This is a genomic window from Kitasatospora sp. NPDC002522, assembly GCF_053595195.1.
In genome coordinates this window covers 1-19805 of record NZ_JBSFXE010000018.1, presented here as the reverse complement: position 1 = coordinate 19805, position 19805 = coordinate 1, and the positions used below count along the sequence as shown (strand labels likewise).

General features: G+C 65.9%; 18 protein-coding genes and 1 pseudogene. 13 read left to right on the top strand and 6 right to left on the bottom strand.

What is annotated here, in order from left to right; translation table 11 throughout:
* The first annotated feature begins 40 nt into the window (after positions 1 to 40).
* A complete protein-coding gene (locus tag ACWD4U_RS17325) occupies positions 41 to 325 on the top strand; it encodes a hypothetical protein (RefSeq protein WP_363452410.1) in 285 nt (94 codons plus the stop codon).
* A gap of 649 nt (positions 326 to 974) precedes the next feature.
* On the opposite strand, the gene ACWD4U_RS17320 is transcribed toward ACWD4U_RS17325, so the two are convergent.
* Positions 975 to 1658: an alpha/beta fold hydrolase gene (locus tag ACWD4U_RS17320; protein ID WP_363452408.1), complete on the bottom strand. Its 684-nt coding sequence runs from the start codon at positions 1656 to 1658 to the stop codon at positions 975 to 977.
* A gap of 306 nt (positions 1659 to 1964) precedes the next feature.
* On the opposite strand from ACWD4U_RS17320, the pseudogene ACWD4U_RS17315 reads away from it, so the two are divergent.
* The 4 genes and pseudogenes from ACWD4U_RS17315 to ACWD4U_RS17300 all read left to right on the top strand — a co-directional run.
* A pseudogene (locus ACWD4U_RS17315) lies at positions 1965 to 2102 on the top strand (tyrosine-type recombinase/integrase); the annotation flags it as partial.
* A 1923-nt stretch (positions 2103 to 4025) separates the two neighbouring features.
* Complete coding sequence (locus tag ACWD4U_RS17310; RefSeq protein WP_363452406.1) at positions 4026 to 6134, top strand: sensor histidine kinase; 2109 nt, start codon at positions 4026 to 4028, stop codon at positions 6132 to 6134.
* Between the two features lie 12 nt (positions 6135 to 6146).
* Positions 6147 to 6845 (top strand): hypothetical protein, encoded by a 699-nt coding sequence (locus ACWD4U_RS17305; RefSeq protein ID WP_363452404.1) that lies wholly within the window; start codon positions 6147 to 6149, stop codon positions 6843 to 6845.
* Positions 6845 to 7909, top strand: coding sequence for a ComEC/Rec2 family competence protein (locus tag ACWD4U_RS17300; protein ID WP_363452402.1), 1065 nt, complete (start codon positions 6845 to 6847; stop codon positions 7907 to 7909). The genes ACWD4U_RS17305 and ACWD4U_RS17300 overlap by 1 nt, the downstream gene beginning before the upstream one ends.
* A 262-nt stretch (positions 7910 to 8171) precedes the next feature.
* Here ACWD4U_RS17300 and ACWD4U_RS17295 read toward each other — a convergent pair whose 3' ends face one another.
* Positions 8172 to 8990: a class I SAM-dependent methyltransferase gene (locus ACWD4U_RS17295; protein ID WP_363452400.1), complete on the bottom strand. Its 819-nt coding sequence runs from the start codon at positions 8988 to 8990 to the stop codon at positions 8172 to 8174.
* Entirely contained in the window at positions 8987 to 10297 is a 1311-nt protein-coding gene (locus ACWD4U_RS17290; protein WP_363452398.1) for a helix-turn-helix transcriptional regulator, read from the bottom strand. The genes ACWD4U_RS17295 and ACWD4U_RS17290 overlap by 4 nt, the downstream gene beginning before the upstream one ends.
* Positions 10298 to 10501: 204 nt before the next feature.
* Here ACWD4U_RS17290 and ACWD4U_RS17285 point away from each other — a divergent pair, with 204 nt between their 5' ends.
* The 5 genes from ACWD4U_RS17285 (at position 10502) to ACWD4U_RS17265 (ending at position 14262) form a co-directional block, all read left to right on the top strand.
* Positions 10502 to 10996, top strand: a complete 495-nt coding sequence (locus ACWD4U_RS17285; protein WP_363452396.1) for an ATP-binding protein — start codon at positions 10502 to 10504, stop codon at positions 10994 to 10996.
* Positions 10997 to 11174: 178 nt separating this feature from the next.
* On the top strand, positions 11175 to 11318 hold the full coding sequence (locus tag ACWD4U_RS17280) for a hypothetical protein (RefSeq protein ID WP_363452394.1): 144 nt from the start codon (positions 11175 to 11177) through the stop codon (positions 11316 to 11318).
* A gap of 13 nt (positions 11319 to 11331) precedes the next feature.
* Complete coding sequence (locus ACWD4U_RS17275) at positions 11332 to 12519, top strand: cupin domain-containing protein (protein WP_363452392.1); 1188 nt, start codon at positions 11332 to 11334, stop codon at positions 12517 to 12519.
* Positions 12516 to 13412 (top strand): aldo/keto reductase, encoded by an 897-nt coding sequence (locus ACWD4U_RS17270; RefSeq protein WP_363452390.1) that lies wholly within the window; start codon positions 12516 to 12518, stop codon positions 13410 to 13412. Before ACWD4U_RS17275 ends, ACWD4U_RS17270 begins: the two co-directional genes overlap by 4 nt.
* Positions 13413 to 13632: 220 nt before the next feature.
* Positions 13633 to 14262, top strand: a complete 630-nt coding sequence (locus ACWD4U_RS17265) for a phosphotransferase family protein (protein WP_363452388.1) — start codon at positions 13633 to 13635, stop codon at positions 14260 to 14262.
* Positions 14263 to 14343: 81 nt separating this feature from the next.
* Here the strand turns inward: ACWD4U_RS17265 and ACWD4U_RS17260 are convergent, their stop codons facing one another.
* The gene (locus ACWD4U_RS17260) at positions 14344 to 14751 is read right to left on the bottom strand and encodes a hypothetical protein (RefSeq protein ID WP_363452386.1); all 408 of its coding nucleotides are present in this window, start codon (positions 14749 to 14751) and stop codon (positions 14344 to 14346) included.
* A gap of 320 nt (positions 14752 to 15071) precedes the next feature.
* Between ACWD4U_RS17260 and ACWD4U_RS17255 the strand changes: the two genes are divergently transcribed.
* Positions 15072 to 15335 (top strand): ribosomal protein L7/L12, encoded by a 264-nt coding sequence (locus tag ACWD4U_RS17255; protein ID WP_363452384.1) that lies wholly within the window; start codon positions 15072 to 15074, stop codon positions 15333 to 15335.
* A 159-nt stretch (positions 15336 to 15494) separates the two neighbouring features.
* Here ACWD4U_RS17255 and ACWD4U_RS17250 read toward each other — a convergent pair whose 3' ends face one another.
* Together ACWD4U_RS17250 and ACWD4U_RS17245 are read right to left on the bottom strand one after the other, a co-directional pair.
* On the bottom strand, positions 15495 to 16703 hold the full coding sequence (locus ACWD4U_RS17250; protein WP_449787217.1) for a DUF3631 domain-containing protein: 1209 nt from the start codon (positions 16701 to 16703) through the stop codon (positions 15495 to 15497).
* A gap of 446 nt (positions 16704 to 17149) precedes the next feature.
* Complete coding sequence (locus tag ACWD4U_RS17245; RefSeq protein WP_238863802.1) at positions 17150 to 17365, bottom strand: hypothetical protein; 216 nt, start codon at positions 17363 to 17365, stop codon at positions 17150 to 17152.
* A 126-nt stretch (positions 17366 to 17491) separates the two neighbouring features.
* Between ACWD4U_RS17245 and ACWD4U_RS17240 the strand changes: the two genes are divergently transcribed.
* Both ACWD4U_RS17240 and ACWD4U_RS17235 read left to right on the top strand, forming a co-directional pair.
* Positions 17492 to 18115, top strand: coding sequence for a helix-turn-helix domain-containing protein (locus ACWD4U_RS17240; protein ID WP_363452382.1), 624 nt, complete (start codon positions 17492 to 17494; stop codon positions 18113 to 18115).
* Positions 18112 to 19805: site-specific integrase (locus ACWD4U_RS17235; RefSeq protein ID WP_449787216.1), on the top strand; the 1694-nt coding region annotated here is incomplete at its 3' end. The genes ACWD4U_RS17240 and ACWD4U_RS17235, both read left to right, overlap by 4 nt.

The window sequence follows — 19805 nt, the reverse complement described above, 5'->3', positions numbered from 1 at the left end:
CGGCGTGGTGGCCGGGGCCCCGGCTGGAGACGTCGCGGGTGTGCTCTCCCCCACCTGCGCCGTGGCCACGGCGGCAGGAGCCGCAGCCGGGCTCTCCGCGACCGATACCGACGACGACGGCGACGGCGACGCCGACGACGGACTCGGGGAGGGCTCCGGAGACGACGACGCCGCGGGACTGGGCGTACTGCTGGGTGCAGCGCTGGCCGACGCACTGCTCACGGAACCAGCGGGTGTCGTGCCGGCGGTGTCATGGTTGTCGCCACTTGAGCCGATCAGGATCAGCGTCCACAGGCAGCAGCCGGCAACGATGAGGGCTCGCTGAGCACGGCTGAGGCGCGTGGAGGACCATGCCCACGCGGAGCCGAGCGGCGGCAAGAACAGCAGCGCGGCGATCCGACCGGCTATGCCGGCTTTGCTGCGCGGCGGATGTTGCATGAGTGGCGCGCCATACAGAGGCGGAGGACCGTACGGAGGCCCGGGGGGAGGACTGTACGGAGGCGCAGGCGGAGGGCCGATCGGCGGCACGGAGGGCTGACCGTAGGAAGACATGAGGGTCCCAGTGAGTGCGGATTTCGTGGGTGCGCTGGTCGGGAATTGTGCCCTACTGGCTGATGTGCGGGCTGACTTTCCCTCAGATAAGCGCAGCCCTCAGTGCCCGGCCTGGAGCGACCTGCAGGCAGGACCAGCAGCCCGGGACCTGGTCATCACCGGCAGCGCGGTTGAGGCACGGAGGGACTGACGGCCTATCGCCTCCGACAACGCCGAAAGGGCCGGCCTCCGAGGATCAAACCTCGCGAGCCGGCCCTTCCGTCACATCTGGCGCTGAGCCCCCTGTCGGGTTCGAACCGACGACCCCCGCTTTACGGCCGACAGGTCGTGATCTTTGCAATCGACGGTCACATGCGAACGAACGCGCGGCTGCGGCGGCGCGGACGGGTGCTCGCAGGGGGCGCGCCTCGCGGTCCTCGGCCCTAGTCCAGGGTCTTCGCGGCGTTGCGGATGACGTCGAGGACGGCCTCGGGCTGGGAGAGCATCGGGACGTGGCTGCTGTCGAGGCTGACGGCCGTGGCCTTCATACGTTCAACGGAAGCCCGCTGCCGATCCGGGTTCACCGTGCGGTCCTGGGTCCCGACGATGAACCAGCTCGGCTTGGCTCGCCAGGCGTTGCCGGGCACCTGCTGGTCGAAGAGGTCCACGATCGGCGGGGTGGCGGTCGCCAGCACGAGCTTCTGCTCCTCCAGCGGCAGGTCACCGCAGAAGTGGCCAATGCCCGACTCCTTGAGGTAGATGCGGTTGTCGGCCACCTCGAGGTGCTCGAAAACCGGCGAGCTCGGAAATGCGCCCAAGTGCTGCGTCGAGGTCTCGTCGTCGTCCGGGGCGAGCGCGCAGATGTACACCAAGGCACCCACCCGGTCGTGCACACCCGCCTTGGTGATCAGCGTTCCGCCATAGGAGTGGCCCACGAGCACGACCGGGCCGGGCACGTGGTCGATCGCGCGGGTGACACAGGCGACGTCGCCTTCGAGCGAGTCGAGGCCGTGCTGCGAGACGAAGACCTCGCGACCCTCAGCCTGGAGTGCGGGGATGAGCTTTGCGAAGCACGAGCCGTCAGCCCACAAGCCGTGGGCGAACACGACGCTAGCCTTGCCTGCCATGCGTTCCTCCTTCGTCGGTACAGCACGGTGGAGATCCAATTCACTGGATCTCCGCTGTCCCAACCTAGGTGGGACCAACAAGTGCCGCGCTTCGGCAAACGAGTCCTGCTGCTACTACTGAACTTGAACTCGTGATGCCGGCCTGGGGCAGTCAGCTGTCCATGATCAGGCCGGTGTTGGCGAGGCACCCATCGATGAGGTGGGGCGGTATGCGCGGCAAGGCGGAGGCTCACCCGCCGGTTCTGGCGGAGCCCTGGCCCGGGAGTGCCTGCCCGAGGGCACGGCGCCACCAGCCGGGCAACCGGCTTCTTGGAGGGCGCTCGCACGGACGCGCTCTACCCAGCGTTCGTCCTGGCCGTGGCGCTCGGCCTGCGGCGCGGCGAGATCCTGGGCCTGCGGTGGCAGGACATCGACCTGGAGCGGCGGACCCTGACGGTGCGCCAGTAGCCTCTGGCGATCCTGGGGCACAGCCAGATCGGTGACGATGGAGGTCTACGCCCACGTGGTGCAGGACAACCAGCGCGCGGCGATGAGCCACATGGACCGGCTGCTGAAGCACCGCCGGCCCACCCGCTGATGTCGGCTTGAGATGTCAGAAGGCCCCGGACCGCAATCGGTCCGGGGCCTTTCTGCGTTCGCAAGTCATTGACGTGCGCAAAGAGATGAGCCCCCTGTCGGGTTCGAACCGACGACCCCCGCTTTACAAGACGAACCCGGATCATGACGGTACGTGACGCCTGATGCCGCGTGGTGCTGAATCTGCTGGTCAGCGCCATGCGGCAGGTTTCGCGCTTCTGACTCAAGACGACTCGTGCCAGCCCGTCCGCTCACGCATAGCTCACGCGGACCGAGTAGCCCGACAGAAACGCCATGCGCCCCAACCACCCCATCGGTGGAACCTCCCTACCGAGTTCGTGCCGGCCATGGCAGCGCACGAACCACGCCCACCGTCAGGTGGCGGCAGCGAATGCGTTGGTCCAGCCACTCGCAAACCTCCTCCGACGACAACACCTTCAACAGCCGACGGCACTCCTTGACCCCACCCGATTTTGGCTTCGCAGTGATCAGATGGTTGTCGACAGCTACGGGCGTTCGCCCGGTAACAAGCACGCCGGCAGCGCGGGCGCCACCACCCGTACCCAGGCCCGGCCGGGACGTGCGGCGAATAGCAACGAACGGCGGAGTTACGAGACGACCCGCAAATTGCCTAGTCCGCCCAGTGGCTCGCCCTGCCTCTACCTCCGCGAGGTCCCGTGCTGTCAGGAAGGGCGCCTCTGGGCCATGGTGGGGGTCACGGTTATCCACCACCGGTCCAACCTTGATCTCGAAAGCCTCCTCAACACGAGCCTCTGCTATAGGTGCTGGCCACCAGAGCCCACTGGGGGCCGGCGTCTTCAATCGCCGCCTTCGAGCACCATCAAGCAGGAACACATCGATGTCCGTATGAGCATCGAACTGTCCATACAGGTCTACCCGCTTGACGCTCAAGGCACCTTCAAGTCGTCCCCGCCAGGTCTCGTAACGAGCTCCGCTCCTAAGCACATCGGGCAAGATCGCCGAGACCCGCTGCCCCAGTCCAAGTGCCTGTACTCCAGCGAGAACGAAGACAGCAGCTTGGGAGACTGATCCCGTTGCCCAGTCACAGTCACCGCTAGCTGATACGGATCCGTAGGGTGGGTTGAGAAGCATGTGCCCCTGATAGCCAGATGCCGACCGTAGCGAGGCCAGCCCATCAGCGACCCTTACCCGGCGGAACGCACGAAGACCATCATCAAGCTTGATACCAGACCGCCCGCTCTCCCCGCCGTGCCGCGCAGCCGCGGCAAGGAAGAGCCTTAGCCGAGCTACCTCAACAAACGGGCTCTGAAGATCCTCGCCCCGAAGGGCAGAACCCCACAAGCGAAGCGTGTGTCCAAGGGTTGGTCCCGTAGGTAGCTGCGCTGCTGCTGCCAGGAGGAGGTCGCCAGCACCACACGTTGGATCCCAGTAGGCGGCAGCCCGACCACCAGCCTCACACCCGGAGATCAACTCTGCAAACCGTGAGCGCACCTCACCACCGCTGAAGAACGCGCCCTCCTCGCGCCTGACTTGGAGAGGAACTAGCGCCCGCAGTCGCTCCGCGGCCTGCCCGTTGAGTGCTGCGTGAACGTCCTGCTCGACGCGGCCCCAAGCACCCCTAGCGACGTCAGATGCCAGCAGCCTCAGCTGGTCTGTGAACATCGCATAACCAGCTGTTCGCACGAGCTCCCCTTCTCGACTGCCTAGCAACCTTGCGGACAGCTGGTCCTGACGATCAGCCAGACGCTATTCTGCAGCAGTCTGGTCGACCATGGAACCCTGGGGTCGGCCCAGCTCGGAGGGGGATCCTTGAGCACTCACCTGCGGTTCGCTACAGAGATCTTGGCTCGCCTGGGCGAGGAGCTCATCCCACACCCCGACCTGGGTGTCATCGAGCTCGTCCGCAACGCCTACGACGCTGACGCCACACACTGCACTGTCACGCTGGACAACGCTTCACAGGCCGGCGGGACACTGGTCGTGGAGGACAACGGCGACGGGATGACCGAAGAGGACATCACTGAGTCCTTCCTCCTCATCGGGCGCTCCACGAAGACAACTTCGCCCATGACAGCCAGCCTCAGGCGCAAGGTAGGTGAGAAGGGCCTCGGGCGTCTCGCGGCCCTACGACTCGGCAGGAGGGTCGAACTCGTCAGCCGGCCCCGCAGCCAACCTGGAGTAGCCCACGTCCTTCACATCAATTGGTCGGACTACGATTCCGCCGAGACGGTAGAGGAAGTGGAACTGGCCGTCGACACCCGACGGACCGATCAGGCGCCCGGAACTACCATCACGGTGTATCAGCTCCGCCAAGGGTTCGACGAGCCCCAGATGGAGCGGCTCTCAAGGGCAATGCGGCTACTTACCGGATTCTTCGACGATGAAGACACTGGATTCACCACCTCCCTCAACGCGCCACAGTTCGCTCTCATGTCCGAGGCAGTGAATCGGGGATTCTTCGATGAAACCGAATACAAGCTCGTAGCATCTCTCGACGAAGACGGTATGGCCAGTGCGGTTCTATACAACTGGAAGGGCGAGGTAATCGCCCGAGGCGAGCACGGAGACGTGGCACTGCGTAAGCATCGAGGCCACTACGAGGCGCCGATGATGTATCACGCACCAGCTGCCACTTTTGAGCTTTGGATGTTCATCCTCGACAAGCCCTCCTTTGACGCACGGCACTCTCGCCGAAAATATACTGACCTCCGTCCTTGGCTGCGAATTGTTGGCGGCGTTCACCTGTTTCATCGCGGCCTCCGCGTTCACCCGTACGGCGATCAAGGCTTCGACTGGCTCGACCTCAACCTGCTTAGGGTTCGTAGCCCAGAAGAGCGCCCCAGTACAAATAACAGCATCGGCCGGATGAGCGTTGACGATCCCGACAATTTGCTAATCCCCAAAACCGATCGCATGGGATTCCAGGAGAATTCCCATTTCATTGAACTGCGCGACTTCGCTGCCCGCGCGACCGACTGGGCGGCACGCGTCCGGCTAGGTCGCCGCGAAAGCGAGCGAACTGGGGCTGCAGCAACTGCCAGGAAAGCAAAACAAGAAGCTGCGCGAAAGGTTGATTCGGTCCTTGACGCACTCCCGCCGGTTCAGCGCAGGCAAGTTGCCGAACTGGTACAGAGTCAGAATGTTCTCATCAAGGAGCTCGAACGAGATCGACTGCTCTACCGCTCCCTCGCCACCGTGGGGATTAGTACCGCAGTATTCGCCCATGAATCCATCGGCTCCGCCGGAGGCCTCAGTCAAGACCTAGACACCGTGGAACGCCGCACCAGGGCACTCCTCGGTGACGATGCATTTGCAAAAAAGATCGAAAAGACTCTAGGTCGGGCAAAGAGCACTGCTGCTTCGATTCATTCGTTCGCCAGACTTCCGCTCCGGATGTTGCAGAGAAAGAAGCGTCGCGCCACAGTAGTTGATCTCAATGAGGCGTGCCACGAGTTTGTCGAAATGTTCGGCGGCTACCTCTCCGATTGGCATATTGCGCTTGACCTAGACCTGTGCGACCAACCTGCCCGAGTCCTAACTCCAGCAGCAGATATCGAGTCCATTTTCGCAAACCTCGTAATCAACGCTGCTCGATCTTTCACTCGTGGCGATACATCTCGGGAGCGGGCAGTTCTGATTAGGACCCGTATCGAGAACGATCACGTGACTATCGACGTCGCTGATTCCGGCCCAGGAATCCAAGGAATCTCACTACGGGATATATGGCTTCCTGGCGAAGGCAGCAGCGCCGACGGAACCGGCCTTGGCCTGACAATCGTGAAAGACATCGTCGCCGATCTCCACGGCAAAAAAACGGTTCTGGAGGACGGGGACCTGTCAGCTGAGGCGAATGGTGAGCTAGGAGGGGCGTCCTTCCATGTACGCCTTCCCCGACAAGCCGATGGCCGCGATAGGTAGGGACAAGAACGCGTGATCGTTCATGAGGACTTCCAGGTTGCCGTTGTTGATGACCGCGAAGATGATCTAGCTAGGGCATGCGACCAGGTTGAAGATCTTGATTTCTCGGTCTTTTCAATGCTTCTCCGCGGCCCGCGGAGCATTGACGATATTTTGGATGAGATTCTAGGGCGCGGCTGTCATGCCTTGATCTCAGACCACCGTCTGCATCCTCGCGGCGGCGTCACCTTCGATGGCGCCGAGCTTGTTGCACGTGCCAACGAACGCGGGTTGCCAGCGATTCTTTATAGCGCCTACGTCGAGGATGACGAAGCTACGTCCATCAGAGAGTGGCGCTATAGCATCCCACGAATCGTCAAAAAAGGGCCGGGGTCCGTCGAAGCCATTGCAGAAGGTATTCAGGTGGCGCAAGCTGAAGTCGCAGGTCAGAGGCTGCTAGAGCGAGAGGGGTTCCTCACGCCAATCCGAGTGGTTGATGTACACGACCATATTGGGCGACCCACCCTCGATGTAACGGTGACTGCCTGGCAGCCGGATGTCCCGGTGACGATCCCTATTGCACTCCTTCCACCGGCCCATCGAGTGCGTTCGGTTGAACTCATCGACCAGATCTTCCTTGGCGAGGTAAATTTCTACGCCGAGCATGAGGCCGAGTTATTTTTCCGAAACCTGCGGCCTGCCCCTACCCCACCACCCGAGTGGAGGGCTTGATGACGACGCTTCAAGCTCCGGCCGCGCTAAATCCGACAGCCGTGATCAATACTGTCGAGGCGGTTATTCTCGACGTCGGCCACGGGAACTCTGCTGTGCTACGCGACGGCAACCGCTGTGTCGTGGTCGACGCAAAATCCGACAAGCTTCTCTACAGCACCCTTGTCGATGCAGGAATCCACCGGATCGAGCACCTTGTGCTATCCCACGCAGACACAGATCACATTCAAGGAGCTCTCCGTCTGGTAACTAATCGCCGCTTCCAGATTGGGACTGTGTGGGCGAATTCCGACAGCTCAAAAGATACAAGAAAATGGGATGAGCTTCTAGCTATCCTCACAGACCAGGTCGACTCTGGGCAACTCTTAGTGCGCATCGGCATAAGCAACGCCGATGGTTCGCAACTCTCGCTGGACCGAGTTGGTATCAGGATCCTACATCCAACGCTTCGTGATATCGGGCACGGCCCCGGAGCCAGGGGGAAATTCCGCCCAGAGATCACGACTAACGGCATGTCTGTCGTTCTGCAAGTGAGTCTCGACGGACACCCTGCCTTGTTTTTGCCGGGCGATCTTGACGCTTCTGGGCTTGAGGATCTGCTGCAGCGCGGCGATGACCTAAACTCACACACCCTGGTCTATCCCCACCATGGCGGCCATAGTGGCGCAGCTCAGGAAGAACAGTTTGCCAAACTTCTCTGCGATGCCATCACGCCCGAGGTTGTCATTTTCTCACTAGGGAGGGGAAAGTATTCGAATCCACTGCGCGAAGTAGTCGACGAGATCCGAACAAATTTCCCGTCTGTGCGGATGGCTTGCACGCAACTCTCCACGAACTGCCATGCGTCTCTCCCGCCTCAAGCATCGAAAGGCCATCTCGCGAACTGGCCGGCTGCCGGGCGCTCGGCCGGAACATCCTGCGCCGGAACTTTCCGCATCACTGTTGAGGGCGGGTCAATTTCGATCGAGCCGCCGATGGACAGGCATCACGAGTGGATTAGGAGTCATGTGAGTCAGCCGATGTGTATTCGAACGATCAACCTCCCTGCACCCAGGGTCCCATAATGCTCGCAATGCAATCCTTGTGAGCATGGCTTGGCGGGCAGCGTCCGGGGGACGATCGTCTATTGGCGATGACGTGAGTGCGCCGCGAATGGCGGATGACAGGCGATGGATGCCGGGTCGAGCCGGTCCTGTCGCCATGCCAAAGAAGTCACCTCACGACCTGCTAGAAACCGTGACCCTACCTCGGTGCTCAACGCCTGCCTCGGCTGGGCTCCCAAACCAGTTTATTTCTAAGCAATGATGCGCCTGATGCTCACCGTCCCTATGGATAGCAGACCATGATGCCGCCCCGGCACGCGATCTTGAATGACCCCTCAGTCGCGATTGTGGCGGCAATAATCTCGGCCGCCCGGCTGACGGTCTCGTGGAACGGGACGCCGCTCTGGTCAGCCCACGCCTCGTAGGAAGCCAGGTGGGCAACGATCGGGGCGGGGTCACTGATCTCGATGATGCCGGGAAGTTCTTTCACCTGTATGTCCTTGAACGCCGTCCTAAGGTAGACCGGGGCTTTCTCCAGGGAGAAGCGAGAGCTGAGGGAAACTCGGGCCGGCCCCTCGGGAACACCAAGGACGTCTCCTGCGGCCCTGGCCCAGAGCTGGTCCAGCTCCTGCTTGTCCGTGTCACTGTTGGTCGAGGCGATGAGCATGCCGCCAGGCCGGCAGACGCGTGCCAGCTCCTCGATCGTGGCCTCGATGTTGCTGACGTGGTACAGCATGTGCAAGGCCAGCACGGCGTCGGCGCTGTCATCGGCGAAGGGCAGAACCTGGGCGTCGGCGACCACGACCGGCTTCGCGACGTCAGCGAGGATGCCCGCCGAGATGTCCGTCCCGACGACCTGAAGGTCCGGCCGGTCCTTGTGTAGGCGGCTGACGAACTTGCCGTTCCCGCAGCCGACGTCGAGAACGGTCCCGCTTGTGCCGGCCAGCTCTTCGACGACGAGCCCGGGCAGGTCGTACTGCGGCTGCTGCCACTGGTAGATCGACTGGCGGGCGGCCAAGTGGCGCCCGTCGGCGTAGGCGCTGTTCGCGAGGATCGCCTTGTCGGCGACCGCAGCGTCCTGCTGTGCGGTGTTGCTCGTCACTGTGGCGGCTCCGGAGGGTGCGTGAGTGCGGGTCGAGAGCAGGCATCTTTGACATTCTCACGGAGACTCAGGACGATCGGGGAGCCTGCGTAGGCAGGCTCGGCGAGACGAGTGCTCAGCGCCCGAAGGCGGCTTGAGATGCTCGCCGTTCGCCGGTCCGGTGCGGCGTCCAACACCACCGAGAGCTTCTCCTGCACGCCGTCGAGGTCGCCGTGTGCGAGATGGGCGTTGACGAGATCAAGGTGGGCGGCTAGTAGGTCGCCGGATGACTGCTCCTGCCGCGGTGCGGACTCGTACATGGCGATGGCCCTGGAAGACGCCTCGATGGCGCGGTTCACGTGAGTTTGGCTGCCCAGGGCAAGAAGGGCTGTGCCGGCGTAGGCGTACTGCTTTGCCTCTGGGAAAGTGAACACGCCAGGGAGATCCACGGCGGCCATAGTGCTCCTTGCTGCCTCGCCCGCCTCTACCGCTCGGAGCGCGCTCGCGCTGTCGCCCAGCGCCGCAGTGGCCCGTGCTTCGAGGCTGAGCAGGCGGGCTGCGATCGTCCCACCGTCCGCGTACGGCAACCCGGCCCTGGCCAACTCGGCCGCCTGGCGATGGTCCTGCTGCCAGTAGGCGATCAGTGACTGGACAGACCGGATCCAGGCCCGAAGGCCGTTGTGGCCGGCTGACTCCGCACAGCGCCAGGCTGTTCGCGAATGCGTAGCGGCAGCTGTGTACTGACCAAGGTCGAGTGCAACATGCGTGGCCAGACCACAGAGGCGTCCGGCCTGTAGGTAGAGATGACTTGTCTGGTAGGGGTGTTGGCGGCCGTGGAGTAGGTCGAACACCCCGCGTCGGAGAGCCCCGATGTCGTGGAAGACCTCGGATACGGGCTTACTGACGTAGTCCCCCGCCAGCCTGGCGATGTCCGCGTCGATCTGCTCCAGCAGCGTGTCATCCACATTGGAGGCGCTCGCGAAGCGGAGGAAGCCTGCGGACTCCGCTGAGTCGGCCGCTACTGCCGCCACGAGACCACAACCGTGATCCCCGCTCAGGGCAGGCACAGGAGCAATGGCGTCGTCGTCGCCAGGCGGAAGTGGAACTGGCTCGGTGCTTCCGGAGGGTGCCAGCAGGTAAGCCAACTGGTCGACCGAAAGCCGCAGGGCCCGGGCAAGCCTCGGCCGCATCCACGGCTGTGGCGTGCCCCTACCGCTCTCCCACCGCCCCACGGTCGAGCGGTCCACCTGGAGTACCTCGGCCAGCGATTCCTGGGTGTGGCCGACGGCCTCCCGGCGCTGGACCAGCCGGGACCTCCTGGGCGCCATCCCAAGTCCTCCAGTGGTACGTCAGTTCGCCTGTAACCGCATCAAGCCAGGTCATAACCAGGTTTGCAGCACGGATCCCCCAATGCCGCATCAATTCTGCTCTGGTTCAGCGGCTTTGGAGGTAGTTCTGTAGATCCCTGTCGGGTGAATCCCGGCGCGAATCGGCCCGATGCCGACCTCGTCCCCTGTGAAAGGTCCGCGCGCATGTCCGTCGCCACCCACCAGACCACCGCGCCCGCCCCGTTCGGCTTCAGCGTGCTGCCCAGTGCCGAGGCCGTCCCGGACGCCCGGCGCCGGGTGATACGGACCGTCCGCGACTGGGACGTGCCGCTGGCGGAGGACGCGCTCCGGGACGTCGAGTTGCTCTCCAGCGAGCTGATCACCAACGCCGTGTCCCACACGCACGCCCTGTGCGTCGTGTCCGTGTCCTGGCACGGTGAGCGGCTGCGCGTCGAGGTGCTGGACGGCAGCCACGAGTTGCCGGCCCCCGGCGGGGTCGACCTCGAAGCCACCGATGGGCGAGGGCTGTTCCTCGTGGCAGCGCTCGCGACGGACTGGGGCGCGGAGCCGGACCCCGCTGGCAAGCGGGTCTGGTTCGAGGTAGGCACCAGTGCCGCCGTGTCGGGGGACGAACGACTGACCGCGCTGGTGCGGGCCGCTGCCCCGAGCACACAGGAAGTCGTGCCGACCGACGTCTGACGAGACTTCCTCCTGCCTACCTCGGGCGGGAGGGATACAGGTGGCCGCACTGCCAACGGCGATGCGGCGTACACACCTGACGTTCCCCGCCACAGCTTGCCTGGGCCACGGGATCCATCGCAGCACCGAAGACGGGGCCGGGCAGTCGGCCCGCCCCATGACCTCGAAGGAGTACTTCATGCCCGAGAACCTGACGACCACCACCGCCGAGCTGGAGGGTGACGGCCTGCTGGTCGCCCGTACGAAGGTCGCCGCGGCCCGCTCGCGTGGCGAGCAGCCGTCGGACGGCGGCTCCACCGGCCGAACCGACACCAACGACTGACGGCTGCATCACGATGACCGCCGAGCACTTCTCGGTGGTTGAGCGTCTGGGCGGGGATGACTTCCTCGCCCAGACGCTCGGCCGCAGCTTCAAGGTCGCACGCGGCGAAGCCGCGTCGCTCGCCGGGCTGATGAGCTGGGATGACCTCAACACCATCCTGACCCACCACCGGTTCGAACCCCCTCGCTTCCGCCTCGCCGCCAACGGGGAGCAGGTGCCCGCGCACACCTACTCCCGGCCGATCACCACCCGGCGGAGCACCGTCTGGCACCAGCTCCAGCCCTCCGAGTTGCACCAGCGTCTCGCCGAGGGTGCCACGCTGGTCCTGGATGCCGTCGACGAACTCCACCCCGGCATCGGTACTCTGGCCGGCCAGCTGGAGCGCTGGCTGCGAACCGGCGTGCAGGTCAACCTGTACGCCTCCTGGACCGACACCGAGGGCTTCGGCGTCCACTGGGACGATCACGACGTGGTCGTCGTCCAGCTCGACGGCGCGAAGCGCTGGCGCGTCTACGGCCCCACCCGCGCATTGCCAATGCACCGCGACGTCGAGACGCCCGAGCCACCGCCCGAGGAGCCCGTCGCCGATCTGGTCCTCACCGCCGGCGATGTGCTCTATCTGCCTCGGGGCTGGTGGCACGCCGTCGCTGCCTCCGAGGGCCAGCACTCGCTGCACGTCACATGCGGGCTGCAGAGCACGACGGGGGCCGACTTGATCACCTGGCTGTTGGAGATGTTGCGTGCTCACCAGGCCATCCGAGCGGATGTCCCGCGTTTCGGGGCCGCCGAGGAGCAACGCGCCTTCCTCGACACGATCGGCAAGCTCATCGAGACCGAGCTGAAGAGCGACGACCTGATCGCCCGCTTCTTCTCCGCCCGCGACGCCACCGAGCGAGCCCGGCTCGCACCGTCGTTGCCCCACATCACGGCGGCCCCACCGGATGCCGACCTGCAGGTACGCCTGGTCACCACGCGGCCCGCGCTCGCGACCAGGCCCGATGGCACAGTCCGGCTTACCGCCGGAGGCGAGGAGTGGACCTTCGCTGCCAAGGCCGAGCCGATGCTCGCGCTCCTCGCCGACGGAGAGTCTTACCGGCTGGCCGATCTCGCTCAGGCCGCAGGCATCACTCTCGGCCAGGCTGCCGGTGTCGTGACGGAGCTGGTCGACGGCCAGGCCGCCGCGATCGGAGGCCCACGATGACCGCCCAGCTGGGCCTCGGCACTTACCGCTGTCGCGATGTGGCCGAGGCCGCGGTGAGGGCCGCTGCCAGGGGTGCCGACTGGGTGGATACCGCACCCAACTACGAGGGTGGCCGGGCGGAGGCGGCACTGGCTCTGGTTCTGGCGGCCTATCCGGATCTTGGCGTCTCCACGAAGGTGGGTTTCGTCCCTCCCAGTGCCCGGCGGATCGGCGTACGCGCTGGTGCGCTCACCGCCGGTGATGCCAAGCGCGGGCACTGCCTAGCGCCGGACTACATCGCCTGGCAGGTCGCCCGTAGCAAGCGCATGCTCGGCCACGTCCCCGACCTGGTGTTCCTCCATAACCCGGAACACGACTGTCAGGAAGACGAGATCGCCGATCGGCTCTACGCTGCGTTCCTCGCCTTGGAGGAGGCGTGCAGCCAGCGCGTCATCAGTTCCTACGGAGTGGCGACCTGGCGCGGTTTCAGCAGCGGGCTCTTCGACGTGTCTGCCCTGCTCGAACTCGCGACCAAGGCCGGCGGCCCGCAGCACCACCTGCGGGCGATCCAACTCCCCATCTCCCTCGTCCACCTCGGCGCCGTCGCCCAGGCCCTCGACGGACACGGCCCGCTGGTCGATGCCTTGGATGCGGGACTGGAGGTGTTCGCCTCCGCCCCGCTCCACGGTGGCGAGATCCCCGGCATCGTGACCCGTGAGCTGACCGACCTGATCAGCCCCGGCAGCACGCCCGCGCAGGCTGCCCTCGCCGTCGTCGCCTCGACCACCGGAGTGAAACGCGTGCTTCTGTCAACGGGGAATCCGGAACACTGGACGCAGGCCGCCGATGCCGTCGGCCGCCCGCCGTTGTCTCCGGACGTGCTGCGAAAGGTCGTTGATGTACTCGGAACCTGAGCCGGACATCGCCGAGCGGATGCGCGGGATGCACGCCATAGCCGCAACAGCGCTCGACGCGAAGCCGATCGGCTTGCGCGAAGCGTGGGGCTGGCGTGGGCGTACCCTCAGCCGCCCGGTTGCCACGGCGTCCGGCGAGGGCTGGCTCCGCCTGGCGTCCGCCCCGGCCGACAAGGCCGGTGGAAAGCTCTGGGAAGGACCGCAGGAGGCAGAACGGCTCATGCCTCCTGCGGTTCCCCGGCCGCGCCTGCGGGAGCGGCGTACCTGGACCGAGGGCGAGCACGGCTACCTGGCAGAGCTGTACGACAAGATCACCATTTCCACCATCACCACCCACGAACCAACCCTCCGGAAGGCCCCCGACCTGGACGACGCTTGGTGGGACGCGCTCAGCACCGCCCTCGACGCGATCGCCGCAGTCCCCAGCAACCGAGTGGCGGTCCGTCAGGAGTACCTGGATCGCGCCCTGCCGCAGTACCTCGGCAGGGCGGTCGACACCAAGGCGCCCGCCTGGACGACCGCGCACGGAGACCTGCACTGGGCCAACCTCACCGGCCCGACCCTCACGATCCTCGACTGGGAAGGCTGGGGCACCGCACCCGCCGGCTACGACGCCGCGCTCCTGCATTCCTACAGCCTCCTGGTGCCCGACACCGCGGCCGAGATAAGGCGGCGGCTCGCGCACATCCTCGACACTCCCACGGGGTCGTTCGCCGAACTCGTGGTCATCACCGAACTCCTGCAGACCACCACCCGAGGCGACAACCTCGATCTGGAGAAGCCCCTGCGAAGGCGGCTCTCCGAGATCACCAACCCCTGGCCCTCCGGCCGGGGGAATCTTGTCGAGTAGCCGTTGGGATATACAACGCGACAACTTGCTCTGCCCACTCAGCTGGTGGGGGCTGGTCTGTGCGATCGCCTCCAGCACACATCAGCTCTTACCAGTAAGGGACTTCACCACGCCGATGATTGACGACAGGAGGGCAACGATCGCGCCCAGGCTCGCGAGGCTGGTAGTCGCGTTGGGGAAGAGGTCCGCCGATATCTCTCGCCATCGACGCCGAACGACGAGCCCCTTCAGCTTCTGCCACTGATGCTGCTTGATATGGCAACCCCGAAGAACACCGCGGCCGTTGTTGCGGCACGTCTGCGCCTCGCCACGATTCAGCGCAGCGCACGGGACTGGCGCTTGGAAGAGAAACCACAGGAGACTCAGCGCCGACAGAGCTGTGATCGCAAGGGGCCCGAAGTCAGCGGTCAACCATCCGGTCATAGCAACGACGAAAGCAATCAGCCCCCAGTAGCGCCAAAGGCCGTTCGTTCTCTTCTTATTAGCCACAGCGGCGTACGGTATCGACGGGCAGGGAGGCACTGGGAGAGCGCACAGGCGCACGGGGTGGCGGGCAAAGGGCGTGAGCTACAGGCAGTGGCGCGTGCTCCAAGCCGCTCGCAAGTCCGGCCGCCCTCGGCCCGCCAGGCTCGGCTGCTCCGCCGTCGGCCCAGCAGAACCCGGGGCAAGGACTCCTTACCCCACAACTTGCTCCGGCTGGCCGGGGCTCGCGGTAAGCAGCGCTTACCGCACAACTTGCTCCGCGTGCGGCCCTCTTCGCCTTCGACGGTGTGGGGCTAGGCTCTCAAGGACCGGCAGTTGGAGGGGGCATGGGCGGCGAAGTCAGGTACTTCACGCTGGTCTGTGACGACGTGCCGTACAGCGTCGTGCTGGCCGATCCTGGCACCCGCACCATGGACGTGCTGAAGGAGATCCGCCGGCTCACCGGGCTCAGTCTGTGGCACGGCAAACTCCTCATCGGCCAGCTTCCAACGACGGTTCTCGAAGACCAACCCGAAGACGCAGCTCGGGCAGCTGCCAGCGCTCTTCGCGCCGTTGGCGCTGTCGCCCATGCCATCGAGCAGATCGACTGAGAATCCGTCCGCTGCCCACCGCGTTGCACTCGTCCCACGCGTTGCACACCTGGTCAAGGCGGTACGGGTGGCGCTCCCGGGACGACAGCACCCGTTGCGGAGAACGAACCCGTCCCCGCCCTGAGCTGGGCGGGGACGGGTGGTACGACTGGCGGCAAGTCAGCTGCCGTTAGCGGTATGCGGCTCAGCGGGCTCGGGGCAGTAGCGGCTCCAGGCGTCGAGGAAACCGTTGCGGGTGAAGCCCTTGAGCTGCACGCCGTCCGGGAAGCGGATGTTCATCGAGCCGATGCCGTAGTCCTTGAGCAGGAGCTGCAGACCACGGGCGCTCAGCCCCGTCGGTCCGTGCTCGGCCCACGGCGCCTCATGGTCGGCCTTCAGGGCGGTCAGGAGGTGCTCGGTGGACAGGGCGTCCGGGTTGCCACCGGCGGCGAAGACGCGGCGGATGTCGACCAGGATCCTCGTCCTCAGGCCGCCGTCCTCGTCCTGCCCGGACTCGAAGGCGGTCATGGCACGACAGGCCGCGCGGGCACGCACCGGCCACTCACCTCCGGCGAGGTCCGCGACCGTCACCAAGGGCTCCCAGGTGTCAGCTGCACGGTCATCGACCGGCATGGGCGGCTCCATGTCGGTCGCCGCGTCGGTCAGCGGCACCAGCCAGGCATGGAGGCCGTCGCGCAGTTCGCGCAGGCCCGGGTTGTCCCGGTCGGAACGGTACGAGGAGACGCGCTCGCCCGGCGCCCGGGGGCGCATGCGGATGACCACTGACCGGTCCATGATCGTGTCCGGGAGGTCGCCGATACCGGCCAGGGCTGCCATGGCGAAGGTGGGGAACTTGACCACCTTGCGGTCCGGGCCGGTCACCCGCAGGGTGGGGCGATTGCGCTGGTGACCGGCGTTCAGCAGGCCCCGAAGGTCTTCGTTCTTCTCGGCCGCCTTGACGGTGCCGAACATGGTGTCGGCCTCGTCCACGAGCAGGGTCGGCGGCTGGTCGGTGATCGACCGGAAGATGGCCGCCGAGGACGCGTTGACCGTGATGAGTGGGTCGTGCACGGTCTCGGTGACGATGTCGAGCAGCCGAGACTTCCCACAGCGCTTGGCCGGGCCGATCACGGCAAGACGCGGGGCATGCTGCCAAGCGGGCTGTAGATGGGTGGCGGCAACCCACAGCGTCACGGCATCCAGAGCTTGCTCGGACGGGAGGATCACGAAGCGAGCTATGGCGGATCGGAGTTCGCAGAGCAGCTCGGCTCCCGGCGATGACGGAGTGACCGGCAGGTCGCCGCTTCCGGTCATCCCGCCGAAGACGTCCGGGTCACCGACCTGTCCTGCCGGGGCACTGACCGGGTCAGCGGTGATCTGACCGGTCAAGGCACCGGGCTCCCGGTCAGTCCGGTCGGTCAGTATGTCGTTCTGACCGACCGCCGGTCGGTAGTGACCGGGTTGACCGGGGACGGCAACGGCGGGCCAGCCCTTCGCTGGGTCTCCCGATGCAGGCTGGCGGGAAGTAGAGTTCACGGTGAAGCTCCTCGCTGGTGCGCACGACCTCGACCGTCGCGCTGCCACCGGTTGAACTGATTCGCTGATCTGGGGACTTCGCCCGGCCCTCGGTGTTCGTAGCACCGAGGGCCATCGCGTTCCCGGCCTGCCGAGCCGACGAGCCGACTTGGCTCAACTCGCAGGCGGGTGGAGTGCGTTGCGCCGGTTTGCGACCGGCGGGCGACGCGACGATACGACCGCCCTGACGGAAGATCCACTGCTCCGGTGGCAGTCCTCCCACAGCAGACAAGCTCGTGGCCCGACCTGCGGCCTTGTCGTCACGCCGCTGCACCGTCCGGCGCGACGTCGATGCCCAGCAGCCGCAGGAGGTCTGCGGTGATCACCCGGTACTTCTTGCCCAACCGCAGCACGCGGCACGGGTAGGCGTCCCGCCTCGCCAGTTCGTAGCCCTTGCTGCGGCCAAGGCCGATCGCGCGGTTGGCGGTGTCCAGGTCGATGGCGGCCGGCAACGCGAGCAGCTCCGCCCGGCTCATGCCCGTGAGCTCCTTGTTGCCCGTCTCAGTTCGCACAGCTGTCTCCATTCACGGGGGCGAGCCCCGGTCGGCGGCCCCGGTAAGTCCGGGATCGAGGAGCAGCTTGCATCGCAATAAAGTGTCGATATGACACACGACGAAGTGGAATCTTGGTCGGCGCAGGTCACGAGAACCGTGATCGCCGAGGTTCGTAGGTGCCGGAGGGAGCTGGGTATGACCGCGCAGGACCTGGCCAACGCCTGTGACGAGCTGGGCCACCCCATCCCGCGCAACGTCATCGCGAACTGGGAGTCCGGACGTCGGCTGACCCTCACCGTCCCGGAGCTGCTCGTGCTCGCCAAGGCGGTCGACACGCCGCCGGCCGCCCTGGTCTTCCCGCTCGGCGGGAGCACCAACGCGGACTGCCTCCCGCACGAGAGCCGAGACCCGTGGACGGCGTTCAGCTGGTTCACCGGCGAGGACCTGAACTTCGGCGACGCGGCCGTGTTTCGCGAGCACGCGGGCGTCGAGCACCGCATCCGGACCGGGCACCACGACGCCTGGCAGCTCCAGTTCTTCGGCGCGAGGGAGGACTGGCCGCACGGCGCCGACGCCAAGTTCGGCCGCCTCGTGAAGGCCGTTCGCTCGGAGCTCGTGCCGATCCGACACCGCATGCGCGAGCTGGGGCTGACTCCCCCTCCGCTCCCCAGCCACCTCGTATTCCTCGACACCGACCACAAGGACGACCGGATGAAGGAGGAAACCCCATGAAGGGCTCCACCTACCACCGCTGCTACTGCCGGGACGCCGACACCGGCAAGCCGCTCGGCAAGGCCTGCCCGAAGCTCAGCAGCCGCAAGCACGGTTCCTACGCGGTGCGCCAGGAGCTGCCCAACCGCGAGGACGGCTCACGCCGGTCCTTCAACCGCTCCGGCTATGAGTCCCGGAAGACCGCCCAGGCCGATCTCGACCAGGTTCGCGAGCTGCTGCACATCCCGGACGCGGATGATCCTGAGGGCCTCGCGCAGATAGCCGACCTGCTGGAGAAGGTCGCCCACGAGAAGGCGCCGCTGCCAGACGTCGAGGAGACCCGTCGCCGGCTCGCCTCCGGCCAGGACCTCCAGAACCGGCTGACGGTCGGCGAGTGGCTCGACCAGTGGCTGGCGGGCAAGCGCGGCCGACAGACCGCGATCAGCCGGGACGAGAGCAGCATCCGGCTCTACCTCAAGCCGCGGATCGGCCACATACGGCTCGACCGCCTTCGGGTCCGGCACCTGGAGGAGATGTTCGCCGCGATCGAGGAGGAGAACGTCGAGATTGCCGAGGCGAACGCCCAGCGGCGGGCCGCCATCGACGAACTCGCCCAGATCCCTTGGAAGGGTCAGGAGTTCCGCGCGCAGCGCAAGGCTCTCAAGACCGCCATCGCCGGGATGGAGCCGTTCCGACGGACCGTCAGCGCGTCGACCTGCCAGCGCATCCGATCCACGCTCAGGGCCGGCCTCAACGCCGCGATCCGACGGCAGATCATCACCTTCAACCCGGCGTCCCACGTCGAGCTGGAGGCCGCCAAGCGCCCGAAGCCGCTCGTGTGGACGAAGGAGCGGATCGAGCACTGGGAGCTCACCGGCGAGCGGCCGTCCCCGGTGATGGTCTGGACGCCGGAGCAGACGGGCCTGTTCCTCGACCAGGCCGCCGAGGAGCGTCTCTACGCGTTGTTCCACCTGATCACCTTCCGGGGGCTGCGACGCGGCGAGGCGTGCGGTCAGCGCTGGGCTGACACCAACCTGAAGTCGGGGTTGCTCACCGTGGCCAAGCAGCTCGTCGTGGACGGCTGGGCGGTCTACGAAGACGACCCGAAGACGGACGCGGGCGCCCGCACGATCGCCCTCGACTCCGAGACGGTGTCCGTCCTGGAGGCGCACCGCGAGCGGCAGCGGGCCGACCGCGAGAGGTGGGGCACCGCCTGGGTCGAGACCGGCCGGGTCTTCACCAAAGAGAACGGCGAGTGGCTGCACCCGACCGCCGTGACCGACCGGTTCCGCGAGGTGGCCGAGGAGGCCGGCCTGCCGCCGATCCGGCTGCACGACCTCCGGCACGGCGCGGCCACGCTCGCTCACGCGGCGGGCGCGGACCTTCACACGATCAAGGAGATGCTCGGCCACTCCTCGATCGGCATCACCTCGGACACGTACACGACCCTGCTCCCGCAGGTCGACCGGGCGATCGCAGAGGCGGCGGCCCGGCTTGTCCCCCGAGCGAACAGGCCGCGCAAGGTTGCCCAGTCCACGGCGGCAACCGACCCGACCAGGCCATCCGCTCACGCATCGCTCACGCAAACGGCCTCGGACGACAAGTCCGAGGCCGGCGATGAAGCCCCTAGAAGGCCAAACCTGCAGCTCATCCGGGGTGGTTCACTGAGCCCCCTGTCGGGTTCGAACCGACGACCCCCGCTTTACAAGAG